The sequence below is a fragment of the Altererythrobacter sp. genome (assembly GCF_050299635.1).
In the GTDB taxonomy this organism is placed as follows: domain Bacteria; phylum Pseudomonadota; class Alphaproteobacteria; order Sphingomonadales; family Sphingomonadaceae; genus Erythrobacter.
The window spans coordinates 1-12,495 of record NZ_JBNKWF010000004.1 but is presented as its reverse complement, the minus strand read 5'-3'; the positions used below and the strand labels follow the sequence as shown (position 1 = coordinate 12,495).

Sequence of the window (12,495 nt, the reverse complement as noted above, 5' to 3'; positions counted from 1 at the left end):
GCCTTCAGCCCTTGCTCTTGTCTTCGCGCGCCTTGTCCCGCGCAGCGACCATCGCCTGATCGGCTTTCTGTTTTTCCGTCGCCGCGCGTAATTGCGGATGCTTGGAATAGAGATAGCTTTGCTGCGCCAGTGTGAGCAGGTTCGAAGTCACCCAGTAGATCAGCAGGCCCGCCGCAAAGGGCGCCATGACGAACATCAGCACCCAAGGCATGAACTGGAAGATCTGCTGTTGCACTGGATCCATAGCAGTGGGATTGAGGCGGAACGTCGCCCACATGGTGATGCCGAGCAGCACAGCGAGCACGCCGATGCCGAGGAATCCCGGTGGATCGAACGGCAGGAAGCCGAACAGGTTGAGTATCTTCGCCGGATCAGGAGCCGAAAGGTCCTTGATCCACAATATGAAGGGCTGGTGGCGCATGTCGATCGCCAGGATCAGCGTCTTGTAGAGAGCGAAGAAGATCGGAATCTGCAACAGCAGGGGGAGGCAGCCCGCCAGCGGGTTAACGCCCTCGTCCTTGTACAGCTTCATTACTTCCTGCTGCTGTTTCTGCTTGTCGTCCTTGTAGCGCTCCTGGATCGCCTTCATCTTCGGCTGCACCGCGCGCATTGCCGCCATGCTGGCGAATTGCTTTTGCGCGATCGGGAACATCGCCCCTCGCACGATCACCGTCAGCAGGATGATTGCGACGCCGAAATTGCCCACCAGCTTGAACAGATGCGTCAGCAGCCACCAGATAGGCCAGGCAATGATCTCGAACCAGCCCCAGTCGATCGACTTGCCGAAATTGTCGATGCCTTGCGCCTCATAGGCGCGAAGCACGTTGCTTTCCTTCGCACCGGCGAAAAGGCGCGTAGTGCGCGTGACCTGCTTGCCATCGGCAATGGTGACCGGCTGATAAATTGCGTCGGCGCGGAACAGTTCGTCGCCAAGCGGACGGAAATCGGCATCGACCTGCTGCCCGTCCTGCGGGATCAGAGCGGAGAGCCAATAGATATCTGTAAACCCGATCCAGTCGGTCGAACCTTCGATCGGTTGCGCGCCGTCATCGACCAGATCGTCGTAATTCGGGCCGAACTGTACCGCGCCATCGGCATCCGCAATCGGCCCCGAATGAACGTTCCACGTATCCAGGCTGGCCGTCCGGTTGGTGCGGTTGATCAGCGCAAACGGCTGAACCACGATCGGTCCGCCGCTGGTGTTGGCGACCGTCTGTTCGGCGGTGATCATGTAGTGATCGTCAACCGACAGCTTGATCGTAAAGCGCTGGCCCTCGCCATTGGCCCAACTCAGGGTAACCGGATTGTCTTCCGACAGAGGGCCATTGCTGGCTGTCCACACAGTGCGTTGATCGGGCAACTTCACGCCCTCGCCGATCCAGCCGAACTGCGCAAAATGCTGTGCCGGCGTGCCTTGAGGCGAAAACAGCCGGACCGGTCCGCTGTCCTTCTTCACCGTCTGGCGATGAGTCTTGAGCACCAGATCGTCGACCATCGCGCCGATCGGGTTGATCGATCCGGCCACTTCGGCAGCATCGATCTTGACCCGCTTGCCTTCGGCCAACGCTACGTCGAGATCCTTCTGTTCCTCGGCGATAAGCGCGGGGTCGGTCAGCCCGCCTTCGCGCGTGTGCTTCGCTTGCGAGGTGCTTCCCTCTGGCTGAGCGGGCGCTTGGCCCTGACCCAGCTGGTCCACCTGTTCGACCTGCGGTGCAGTCGAGGCATCGGGATAGAAATACCGCATCGCGAAGTCCCAGCCCAAAATGAGCAGGCCCGAAAGCACGACGGCGAGCAATAGGTTTCGCTGGTTGTCCAAGATGTAATCCCGTGCGTCTGTTCGTTCTTCAAGTGTGTTATATAGGTATTACGGCACGGGATCATAGCCGTGCCCGCCCCAAGGGTGGCAGCGCATTAGCCGCTTAAGCGCCAGCCATCCACCCTTGATCGCACCATATTTGCCGAGCGCTTCCACCGCATATTCGGAGCAGGAGGGCGCATAGCGGCAAGTCGACGGCAGGATCCGGCTTGGGCCCCATTGCCAAAGGCGCGCGATGAAGATCAGGATGTGCTTCACTTGCGATCACCTTGCTGGAGATTCCCCGGGCGCGGGTGCCTCTTCCTTGGGCCCCGCGCGCGCCTTGGCGGGTCGCCCTTGCCAGCTGCAGCACGCACCAGCGCCTCATCAAGTTCGGCGGCAAGCTTGTCAAAGTCGCGCTCGATCCCGCCCTCGCGGCCGATCAGGACATGGTCGTGGTCGGGCAGGCCATGCTTGGGGAGCGCATCGCGGAGCAATTCGCGGAAACGGCGCTTCATGCGGTTGCGAACCACCGCATTGCCGATCCGTTTTGTTACGGTGATGCCAAAGCGCTTGCCTTTGCCCTGATTGGGGTTTGCCAGCAGTATGAATCCGGGCCGCGCCACGCGCAGGCCGCGGTTCGCCGCAAGAAAATCGGCGCGCTTGGTGAGGACGCGAATCATGATTGGCCGGGAAAAGCAACGGGTCCCCGAATGGGGACCCGCAAGGGCGACTGCCCGTCGCGCCTTATGGCGCGAAAGCCGAGCGCACGGATGTGCGCGCTGGCGCTTGAAGCCAGAAAATTATGCGCAGAGGTTCTTGCGGCCACGCTTGCGGCGAGCGCGCAGGACCTTGCGGCCACCCGGAGTCGCCTTGCGGGCGAAAAAGCCGTGACGGCGAGCACGCACGAGATTGCTGGGTTGGAAAGTCCGCTTCATATCGTCCTCGAAAATTTGGATGGTGCTTGCTGCACCAATAAAAAGGGCCGCCTTCCACGGCGACCGCCTGTATGGAGCGCGCGGTTAGTGGATGCTTGGGCCCGAGTCAAGCCGCGCGATCCATCCGCGCATATCCGCCGCCGTCAACCACAACGCCCGATCATGCGGCACCGAATTGGTCAAGGCGTAGAAATCCTCGGCGCGCTCCTGCGACATACCCATCTCGCGATAATAGTCGAGATAGAGCCGGTTTTCGGGCGCATCGAGAGCGAAATCGCCTGGCTCACGCCCATAGGTGTCGATCCAGGAATGGACCGCAAACTGCGCGCCATCCTCCAGACTACGCTCGGCCCCGGCCAGGAAAAGCTCGACCGCACCCGAACGCACAGACCCGCCAGCAGGCACATGTGTCGCAATCCCGGCGGCGTGGATCATCCGACCCAGGGCTAGATTGGCGATATCGTCGCGCGTGCCTGGCGCTTCGATCAATTCGAGCACTTCGACCCCCGGATTGTCGCGCAGCAGGGCCTGGAACTGACCGGGACTGAAGCGATCGGTCGCCCCCATCAACGCGGCGTGCTTCCCGTCGAGCACACGAAACGGTCCGTAATTCGAAGCACCTTGCAGCACATCGCGCGGTTCGAAAGCTTGCAGCTGGGGGCCAACAAGTCGTTCCGAACGCACTGCGATGTGCTGCCGGGTGACAGTAGGTTCGCTTATCCGAACCCAGCTTTGCGCAGCCTCGTCCCATTCCTCGACCCAGCTTTCGACCGCCACGACGCGCGCCGCCGACAGGCCTTGCGCGCTCGCAGGAAGGGGAATGGCGATCGCATGAGCCAGGGCAAGGAGCAGGATAACAAGGCTGCGCATGCGGCAATCCTGCTCCGCAACCCCCTGCCAAAGGGCAAAGCCATATGCTTTCAATCAAGTTGACGCCGATTTCCGGGTTTTAACTCGCTCTTTCCTCCAACATGCTGTAGTCTTTGAACAAACTGTGCATTCTTGTGCCGGAGAGCAGGGGTAATCATTGGTCGCGCTGGTTAAGACAGTGGCCTATCTCGGGCTAGAGGCGCGCAGCGTCGAGGTGCAATGCTCGGTTGCGCCGGGCTTGCCCAAGTTCAATATCGTTGGCCTGGCGGACAAGGCTGTCGGCGAGAGTAAGGAGAGGGTGCGTGCCGCACTCGCTGCGATGGGATTGGCGCTGCCGCCAAAGCGGATCACGGTCAATCTTTCGCCTGCTGACCTGCCCAAGGAAGGGTCGCATTACGATCTGCCGATCGCTTTGGCTCTGCTCGCCGCGATGGGCGTCACCGATACCGAACAACTGACCGAGTGGATCGCAGTGGGCGAGCTTGCGCTCGACGGTCGCATCGTCGCTTCACCCGGCGTGCTGCTGGCCGCGCTCCATGCCAGCGAAGTCGAACTGGGGCTGATCTGCCCGGCTAAGCAGGGGAGCGAAGCGAGATGGGCCAGCGGCGTGCCGGTGCTGGCCGCGCCCGATCTCGTCAGCCTGCTAAACCATCTCAAGGGCACGCAGCGCCTGCCCGATCCGCCGCGCGGCGAGGTTGAGCCGGCAGTGCCGGTGGCCGACCTCAAGCAGGTCAAGGGGCAAGAGACCGCCAAGCGCGCGCTGGAGATCGCCGCAGCGGGCGGTCACAATCTGCTGATGATCGGGCCGCCGGGTGCAGGCAAGAGCCTGCTGGCAAGCTGCCTGCCCGGGATCCTGCCCGAGCTGACACCAGCGGAAGCGCTGGAGGTCTCAATGGTCGCCTCGGTCGCGGGCACGCTCGAAGGCGGGCGGATCAGCCGCGCGCGTCCTTTCCGCGCGCCACACCATTCGGCCAGCATGGCGGCGCTGACCGGCGGCGGGCTGAAGGTAAAGCCGGGCGAAGTAAGCCTTGCGCATCTGGGCGTGCTGTTTCTCGACGAATTGCCCGAATTCCAGCGCCCCGTGCTCGATTCGCTGCGCCAGCCGATCGAGACCGGCAGCGTCGATGTCGCGCGCGCCAATGCGCATGTCACCTTCCCCGCGCGGGTCCAACTCATCGCGGCGATGAACCCTTGCCGCTGCGGGCATCTGGGCGATCCTGCTCTCGCCTGTAGCCGCGCGCCGCGCTGTGCGGCGGATTACCAGAGCAGGGTCAGCGGCCCGATGCTCGACCGGATCGACCTTCATGTCGAGGTCGATCCCGTCAGCGCGGCGGATATGGCGCTGCCACCGCCCGCCGAGGGGAGCGCGGAGGTCGCTGCGCGAGTGGCAAAGGCACGCTCGCTCCAGACGGCGCGTGCGGATGAGACCGGCGCGCGCAGCAATGCCGAGCTGAACGGCGATGCGCTGGAACGCTGGGCTGCTCCCGACGAGCCTGGGCAGAAGCTGTTGCTGCAAGCGGCCGACGCGATGCGGCTTTCGGCGCGCGGCTATACGCGGATGCTGCGCGTCGCGCGGACGATCGCCGATCTATCCGGCGCCGAGCGGGTTGGCCGAATTCATATCGCCGAAGCGCTCAGCTATCGCAGACAGGCCCCGCGGGCTTGACGGCTCGAATTGGGGTGGTGAGCGGACGTTGGTGGATCTACTGCTTAGGAGATGACTCTCCTCCAATTTGAGGAAGATGGTTCTGTGCAAACTCGTCGCACAACGGATTTGCTTGCAATTATTTGCTGTGAACGATGCACGAATGAAACTTTTAGGCGCGCACTATTGGAACTATAGATAGCGGTTGGCGGTTGCCGCCGCCGATTTTCAGCACAGCAAGGAAGAATCATATGGTGTGGGCTCGGTTGATTATTTGCGCCGCTTTGATGGCGGGGTCTTCGACTGCCACGTCAGCTGCATTTGCCTCATCGCCAAGTGGAGATGGTCAGATTACGGTGTCCATTTCTAGCCCTGCAACCGCACAAAGTAATGTAATGTTGCTCCGTCAGCCCCGTATTGTTGAGCCAGTTCGCGGTGCCTTGCCGATTGAGGCTATCCCGAAAGTACTGGCGCGATCGGGCGAGTCGCGGATCACTTGGGCGAGCTCATCTCTGACGATCAACTCTGAGGGGACGATAGAGGCTTGTGATCCTGTCGAAGCAAAGACAACCACTGGACTGAGCGTTCCCTTCGTTCCTGCAGACCCAGCCTTGGGTCTTGAAGTTTGTGATTTGCTGCGTGAACACGTGCGTTTCATACATGCCATTGATGAGGCAGGACGACCGACGGCAGCAATGGTTGGGGTTAAAATTCTGTTTGAGCAAGGCGATGCACGGCTGCCATCCATACCGCCACCGCTGCCGCCTCTGGGATTGAGCTTCACTCGAACGTCTGGCCAGGTTACTGACGCTACAGGCCGTTGGATCGGTAATACTTGGACGCACTCCCAGTATGCCATCAACCCACCGGATTGGGGTGCTGCGCTCACGGATCGGCGGAATTTGCCGTCAGCGGCAATGGTCGGCGTGCTGGTGGATCTTCGGCCGCATAACGGGAATAACCGAATTGAGAATTGCACAGTCGTGCGAACAAGCGGTGACGCCCGGCTCGATACAGCAACGTGCGACGCTCTCGCTGCCGCAGGTTTTGATCAGTCGCGCGTTCGCTATACTTCCGAATTTGGGACCGATCGTTTTCCGGTGAGAGTAGATTGGTCACGCGACCAGGCAACTATGACGACTCTGCCGTCCGTGGAGGTGCCCCACATGCCGGAGGATGTCGCGCTAACGGTGGAAGACGTACCCCCTGGCGTGCGACCGTCCGAGGAGTTGGTACAAATCAACTTGCAGCTTGCCAGCGACGGCGCGGCGTTGAGATGCGAAGTGATGCAGAGCAGCGGAGATGATGTCTGGGACGCGACGAGTTGTAGACTGGCGAAGGAACGGGCGCGTTTCACTTCACCGCTCGACTGGTTCGGGACACCCTCACCTGGGACCTATGCGTTGACAATAGACTGGCAGAAGATGGTGATTCGACCGCGCTGGTAAACAACTTTGCGAATGCAATGCAAGAACGGCTTTGGCCAGGAATGGATCGCTTGCTTACTGGCTGGAATTTGAGTCGGAACCGGACTTTCCAGCCCTACCCAGCAGCAGCCCGCTTCTTCGCTTCTTCGAGATCGACCACATCGCCGCGAGTAGGCATGGCGCCGGCATCTGCGCAGGTACCATCGGGGCGAATGCCGACATTCTCCTTGCGCGTAAGCCACAGGTCCTGATGGGTCAGGATCCGGCCATCGTGAGAAAGGATCGAGACTGGGCCGATCGGCAGGCGGTCACGCTCATCGACCAGCACGGGATCTTCCACCACGATTTCGCCGCTGTATTTCTGGCCCCATTGGCGTAGCGCCAGCATGGCAGGCAGCAAATCGAAGCCCTTTTCGGTCAAACGGTACTCGATCTTGCGCCGGTCATCAGCACAAGGTTCCCGTTTCAGGATGCCGTGTTCGACCAGTTTCGCCAATCGGCTTGAAAGAATATTACGCGCAATTCCCAGCTCGCTGAGGAATTCCTCGAAATGATGCACGCCGTTGAAGCTCGCCCGCAAGATCATGAACGACCATCGTTCGCCCATAACTTCAAGAGCTTGCGGCAGACCGCATTCGATCAGCTCGCGCAGTGGTTCTCTTAGATCGCCCATTTCAGTCCTTCCTCTGCAACCTATTTAGCGCAGCTTTCAACGACCCGCAAAAAGCTTTTAGGTTTCTGGTTGCAACTTAAAACCTAATCCAGTAGGTAGTGATTCGCAACTGGTTTCGATTCGAAACTAGGTTGACCGAAACGCCGAAAGGATAAGACCATGACCCTCTCCTTCCCCACGTCGCGGCGCCTGAGTGTCTTCGCTCTTGCGCTCATCTATTCAACACTCACCATCGGTGCAGTGGTTTCTCCCGGCGCTGCCCAGGCTCGGGATAACGGCCCATACTACATTGCAGAGCTCGCCGCCCCGGTGGACGACAACCGCACTGTTGCAGGTGGCGTCGCCTGGAGCTGCAAAGGCACCACTTGCTACGCTGGCAAGGGCAATTCGCGCCCGCTGCGGATCTGCCGCGGTATCCAGCGCGAGTTCGGCGAAGTGACGAGCTTCACCGCCCAGGGCAAGCAACTGCCGGAAGACAAACTGGCAGACTGCAACGGCGAATGAGCCTTCGTTTCCCCGCGTCCGGTCTGCTCTCCATGGCCGGGCGCCCCCTCAAACCTCCGGCGTTTTCGCCGGAGGTTTTTTCTTGCGTAGCGTAACCTCTTCCCGGAAGCTCAGGCGCCGATCAGACCGCGCGCGACGAGGTCGCGCTCCAGTTCATCGGCATCGTGGAAGTGATGCACCTGCCAGCCCAGCTTGCGCGCGGCAGCAATATTGGCCGCATTATCATCGATGAACAGCATCGAACCCGCATCATGCCCGAACCGGCGCTCGGCGAGCTGGAAGATTGCGGGATCGGGTTTGGCCAGCCTTTCCTGTCCTGACACGACGATGTCGCCAAAGTGATCGAGCACGGGCTGGGTCGGCCGGAATTCCTCCCAGAACTCCGCCCCGAAATTTGTAATCACGTAGAGCGGCATATCTGTCTGGGCCAAACGCTCGATCAACGCCGTCGTGCCGGGAACGGGCCCCGGGATCGTCTCCAGAAAGCGGCTGGCATAGGCATCTATCAGATGCGCGTGCTCAGGGAACTGTGCCTTGCGTTCCGGCACCATCTCGGCCAGCGGACGCCCTGCATCGTGCTGAAAGTGCCATTCCTCGGTCACGACATTGGCGCAGAACCAATCAAGCTCGGCCTCGTCGTCGATCAGCCGGGCGAAAAGATGCCGCAGGTCCCACTGGATGATGACCCGCCCGATGTCGAAAACAACGGCTTCCAATCGTCTGGTCATGCGATCACACGCGAAAAAGCCGCCTCACAAGGGGAGAGGCGGCTCAGCTTGAGGCGAAAATGGTAGGCTTCGAGAACCGGCTCGCAGCGCACTTTGATGCGCGTGAGAACCGGAAGCGCAGGAGACTGCCGTTTGCAGCCCAAGTTGGGCCGCCTGGCAGTCAACGCATTAACCCTGGCGGGCCTTGAATCGACGGTTGGTCTTGTTGATCACATAGGTCCGGCCGCGGCGACGAATCACGCGGCAATCGCGATGGCGGCCCTTCAGCGACTTGAGGCTGTTGCGAATCTTCATGGTTCTGCTCTTTAAATGCTGCGCGCCGGAGATCGGCCCCGGCGCGTTGAAATCAAGGCGCGCCGTTAGCCTGCGCGCCCTCCACGGTCAAGCCTAACCTCTGATCTCGGACAATTTGCGCTCCCATTGCAGGGCATGAGCGATAATCGTGTCGAGATCGGCATGTTGCGGCTGCCATGGCAAGGTAGCACGAATACGCGATGGATCGGAAATTAGCGAATCGGGGTCGCCCGCGCGGCGCCCCTCGATCCGGCGTTCGATAGTGCGGTTGGTCACACGGTCGACTGCATCGAGCACCTCAAGCACGGAGAAGCCCCGGCCGTAGCCGCAATTCATCGTCAGTGACCGTTCGGGCTGCGCAATCAGCGCTTCCAGCGCCAGCACATGCGCGGCAGCAAGATCGCTGACGTGGATATAATCGCGCACGCCGGTTCCATCGGGCGTGTCGTAATCGGTACCGAACACGCTTACGCTTTCACGCTTGCCCAGCGCGGCTTCCACCGCGACCTTGATCAGATGCGTCGCCCCGGCAGTCGATTGCCCGCTGCGCGCGTGCGGATCGGCGCCCGCGACATTGAAATAGCGCAGCGCACAGAAATTGAGCGGATGCGCAGCCGACACATCGGCCAGCATCTGCTCGGTCATCAGCTTCGACCAGCCATAGGGATTGATCGGTTTGCGCGGCGTATCCTCCGTCACCGGCGAGGTTTCGGGCATGCCATAGGTCGCTGCAGTGGAAGAGAAGATCATATGCGGGACGCCCGCCTTGACCGCCGCTTCGATCAGCGCGCGGCTCTTCACAGTGTTGTTGTGGTAGTATTTGAGCGGGTTCTCGACACTCTCCGGAACCACGATCGACCCTGCGAAATGCATGATCGCACCCGTGCCCTGGCCCATGCCTTGCTCCGCGAAGATGCGCGCCAACAGATCAGCATCCTCGATATCGCCTTCATACAGCGGCACATCTTCCGGCACCGCGAATTTGAAGCCGGTGGTGAGATTGTCGATCACGGCCACCGGCCAGCCGGCATCCTTCAGTGCCAATACGGCGTGGCTACCAATATAGCCGGCGCCGCCCGTCACCAGCACGGGAACTCTTCTGCTTTCGTTCATGACTTTTCCGCTAGCAATAAAGCAATTGGGAAAGAATGAAGAAATTCGGCCTACCCCCAAGCAATTTGGCGTAAAGTTCGCGCCGGCATCCCGCTGAAACCGGCTGGGAATGCCTGCAGGAAGGAAGACAAGATGAAAAGCTTTCGCACAATAGCCGTGTCGATCGCGGCCGCCGCGGCGCTGGCCGGTTGCACCTCCACACCCTCCACCGGGCCGATCCAGGTGACGCGCTTCCACGAGACTTCCGGGCTGAATGCCATCGGACAGGGTAGCGTCTTCGTCGATTCCGCGCCTTCGATTGATGGCGGCACGCTGGCCGATGCGCCCTACAAGGCGGCGGTCGCCCGCCAGCTCGCCCAGTTGGGCTATGTCGAAGCTGACCGGACCAGCGCAACTCTGATCGCGCAGGTCAAGGTCGAGCGCTACACAACCGGCACCGACTTGCCCAAACGTGGCCCCGTGAGCGTGGGCGTAGGCGGATCGACCGGCTCTTACGGATCGGGTGTCGGGCTCGGCATCGGGATCAATCTGGGCGGCAAGAAGAACCGCGAGAACCTGGGCACCGAGCTTTCAGTCATGCTGCGCGACAAGGCCAGTGGAAAGGCGGTGTGGGAAGGCCGCGCCGAAATGGAGGTTGCGCGCGGATCGGAACTTGCGGCAGAGGGGGCCGCAGCATCCATATTGGCCGATGCCCTGTTCCGGGATTTCCCCGGCGGCAATGGCGAAACGGTCGAAGTCGAGGTTTCCCAGTGAATGATATCGTGATTGATGCCGGGTTCGATTCCGGCAATATCGAAGTTCTGAATGTTGCAGGCAATACGGCGTCGCTCGCCATTCCGCGCGACCACAATTCCGAATTCGCCCAATGGTTCCATTTCCGCGTGACCTGCCAGGCGGGCGAGCCGCTTGAGCTCAAGCTCACCGGGCTCAACAAGTCGGCCTATCCGGGCGGCTGGCCGGGATACGACGCCTGCGTATCGGAAGACCGCGAATATTGGGCGCGCGCTTCCAGCAGCTTTGACGAAGGCGAGGCCGATGGCACGCTGACGATCAGCTACACGCCTGCAGGCAATGTCGCATGGTTCGCCTATTTCGCGCCCTATTCGATGGAGCGGCATCACGATCTGGTGTCCGAAGCCGCCGCCGCCGAGGGCGTGGATTTGCTGCGCCTCGGCACCACGCTCGACGGGCAGCCGCTCGATTGCCTCGAGATGGGCGAAGGCGAGGTGCAGGTCTGGCTCACCGCGCGCCAGCATCCGGGCGAAACGCAGGCCGAATGGTGGATGGAGGGTGCGCTCGAATGCCTGACCGATCCCGCGGATCCGGTCGCGCGTGCGCTGCGCAAACGCTGCCGCCTGCACATCGTGCCCAATTGCAATCCTGACGGTTCGCGCCGCGGGCACCTGCGCACCAACGCAGTGGGCACCAATCTCAATCGTGAATGGGAGACGCCCAGCGCCGAGAAGTCCCCCGAAGTGCTGGCGATCCGCAACCATATGGACGCGACCGGAGTCGGTTTCGCGATGGATGTCCATGGCGATGAAGCGATCCCCGCTGTGTTCCTCGCCGGTTACGAAGGCATCCCCGACCTGACCGACGAGCATTACGCCGGCTTCACGCGCTATTCCGCGATCCTCGACCGGCGCACGCCCGATTTCCAGACGAAGCTCGGCTATCCCAAATCCGCCGCCGGCAAGGCCAATATGACCATGGCGACGACGCAGATCGCGCACCGTTTCGGCTGCACGGCGATGACGCTGGAAATGCCCTACAAGGATCTGGCCGACGCGCCCGAGCCCGAACAGGGCTGGAGCCCGGAACGCTGCAAGCTGCTGGGCCGCGATTGCCTCGCCGCACTGCTGGAATGGCTTGAGGCGGCTGAGGGCTGAACCGAGCCGGATTTCGGGAACCGTCTCTCATTCGTCATTCCCGCGGAGGCGGGAACCCAGCGAGATAAACACCCTACCGTCATTGCGAGGCGCGTAAGCGACGAAGCAATCCAGCGGGTCAGACGGTGCAATTTGGGTTCGCGCAGAGAACGCAGAGATGCGGAGTGCGCTGAGGGAGGCTTAACTCAGGCAAGACCCTTCAGGCCCTTGCGGGAGCAATTAAGTGCACTGTCACCGTAATTCACCAGCCACGATCGCGGTGAATATGTAAACCTTGAGGATCGCAGCATCCACAGCAACACGGTCGAAGGCTATTTCAGCATCATCAAACGCGGCATGAAGGGCGTTTATCAGCACTGCGGCGAGGGCCACCTTCACCGCTATCTGGCAGAGTTCGAGTTCCGGTATAACAATCGCGTTGCGCTGGGTTTCAATGGCACCGACCGCGCAAGCCATGCACTGAGTGGCATCGCTGGGAAACGCCTCACCTATCGGTCAGCTAACGCATAGGCCGAAAAAAAATATAGAGATTCAACCTCAACAACTTACGTTCGATTTTCGTCAAAGGCGCGGGAAATATTGACTTTTGGAGATTCTCTGCCTATCTTTTAACCAATTC

14 protein-coding genes and 1 pseudogene are annotated in these 12,495 nt (G+C 60.9%); 6 read left to right on the top strand and 9 right to left on the bottom strand.

The genetic code is table 11. The features are described 5' to 3' along the window. Positions 1-4 precede the first annotated feature (4 nt). The 5 genes from yidC to ACQY6C_RS02755 all read right to left on the bottom strand — a co-directional run bounded on the left by yidC (position 5) and on the right by ACQY6C_RS02755 (position 3,603). Positions 5-1,816, bottom strand: coding sequence for a membrane protein insertase YidC (gene yidC / locus ACQY6C_RS02775; protein WP_427964389.1), 1,812 nt, complete (start codon positions 1,814-1,816; stop codon positions 5-7). A 48-nt stretch (positions 1,817-1,864) separates the two neighbouring features. Next, positions 1,865-2,074, bottom strand: a complete 210-nt coding sequence (yidD, locus tag ACQY6C_RS02770; RefSeq protein ID WP_427964386.1) for a membrane protein insertion efficiency factor YidD — start codon at positions 2,072-2,074, stop codon at positions 1,865-1,867. Continuing rightward, positions 2,071-2,478, bottom strand: a complete 408-nt coding sequence (rnpA, locus tag ACQY6C_RS02765) for a ribonuclease P protein component (protein WP_427964383.1) — start codon at positions 2,476-2,478, stop codon at positions 2,071-2,073. The genes yidD and rnpA overlap by 4 nt, the downstream gene beginning before the upstream one ends. A gap of 120 nt (positions 2,479-2,598) precedes the next feature. After that, positions 2,599-2,733, bottom strand: coding sequence for a 50S ribosomal protein L34 (gene rpmH / locus ACQY6C_RS02760; protein ID WP_067678623.1), 135 nt, complete (start codon positions 2,731-2,733; stop codon positions 2,599-2,601). Between the two features lie 84 nt (positions 2,734-2,817). After that, on the bottom strand, positions 2,818-3,603 hold the full coding sequence (locus ACQY6C_RS02755; protein ID WP_427964378.1) for an alpha/beta hydrolase: 786 nt from the start codon (positions 3,601-3,603) through the stop codon (positions 2,818-2,820). A gap of 157 nt (positions 3,604-3,760) precedes the next feature. Here ACQY6C_RS02755 and ACQY6C_RS02750 point away from each other — a divergent pair, with 157 nt between their 5' ends. Both ACQY6C_RS02750 and ACQY6C_RS02745 read left to right on the top strand, forming a co-directional pair. After that, positions 3,761-5,269, top strand: coding sequence for a YifB family Mg chelatase-like AAA ATPase (locus tag ACQY6C_RS02750; RefSeq protein ID WP_427964375.1), 1,509 nt, complete (start codon positions 3,761-3,763; stop codon positions 5,267-5,269). Positions 5,270-6,381: 1,112 nt separating this feature from the next. Continuing rightward, on the top strand, positions 6,382-6,696 hold the full coding sequence (locus tag ACQY6C_RS02745; RefSeq protein ID WP_427964372.1) for a hypothetical protein: 315 nt from the start codon (positions 6,382-6,384) through the stop codon (positions 6,694-6,696). Positions 6,697-6,790: 94 nt separating this feature from the next. Here ACQY6C_RS02745 and ACQY6C_RS02740 read toward each other — a convergent pair whose 3' ends face one another. After that, the gene (locus ACQY6C_RS02740) at positions 6,791-7,348 is read right to left on the bottom strand and encodes a winged helix-turn-helix transcriptional regulator (protein WP_427964369.1); all 558 of its coding nucleotides are present in this window, start codon (positions 7,346-7,348) and stop codon (positions 6,791-6,793) included. Between the two features lie 159 nt (positions 7,349-7,507). Here ACQY6C_RS02740 and ACQY6C_RS02735 point away from each other — a divergent pair, with 159 nt between their 5' ends. Beyond that, positions 7,508-7,852 (top strand): CC_3452 family protein, encoded by a 345-nt coding sequence (locus ACQY6C_RS02735; RefSeq protein ID WP_427964366.1) that lies wholly within the window; start codon positions 7,508-7,510, stop codon positions 7,850-7,852. A 110-nt stretch (positions 7,853-7,962) separates the two neighbouring features. Here ACQY6C_RS02735 and ACQY6C_RS02730 read toward each other — a convergent pair whose 3' ends face one another. From ACQY6C_RS02730 to galE, 3 genes are all read right to left on the bottom strand, one after another. Beyond that, a complete protein-coding gene (locus ACQY6C_RS02730) occupies positions 7,963-8,580 on the bottom strand; it encodes an HAD-IA family hydrolase (RefSeq protein WP_427964363.1) in 618 nt (205 codons plus the stop codon). Positions 8,581-8,748: 168 nt separating this feature from the next. Beyond that, the gene (gene ykgO / locus ACQY6C_RS02725; protein WP_050599643.1) at positions 8,749-8,874 is read right to left on the bottom strand and encodes a type B 50S ribosomal protein L36; all 126 of its coding nucleotides are present in this window, start codon (positions 8,872-8,874) and stop codon (positions 8,749-8,751) included. Between the two features lie 93 nt (positions 8,875-8,967). Next, entirely contained in the window at positions 8,968-9,987 is a 1,020-nt protein-coding gene (gene galE, locus ACQY6C_RS02720) for a UDP-glucose 4-epimerase GalE (protein ID WP_427964358.1), read from the bottom strand. A gap of 132 nt (positions 9,988-10,119) precedes the next feature. Here galE and ACQY6C_RS02715 point away from each other — a divergent pair, with 132 nt between their 5' ends. The 3 genes and pseudogenes from ACQY6C_RS02715 to ACQY6C_RS02705 form a co-directional block, all read left to right on the top strand. Next, positions 10,120-10,740, top strand: coding sequence for a DUF4136 domain-containing protein (locus ACQY6C_RS02715; RefSeq protein ID WP_427964355.1), 621 nt, complete (start codon positions 10,120-10,122; stop codon positions 10,738-10,740). Next, positions 10,737-11,876, top strand: a complete 1,140-nt coding sequence (locus tag ACQY6C_RS02710) for a M14 family metallopeptidase (RefSeq protein WP_427964352.1) — start codon at positions 10,737-10,739, stop codon at positions 11,874-11,876. Before ACQY6C_RS02715 ends, ACQY6C_RS02710 begins: the two co-directional genes overlap by 4 nt. A gap of 243 nt (positions 11,877-12,119) precedes the next feature. Beyond that, a pseudogene (locus tag ACQY6C_RS02705) lies at positions 12,120-12,386 on the top strand (transposase); the annotation flags it as partial. Positions 12,387-12,495: the final 109 nt, after the last annotated feature.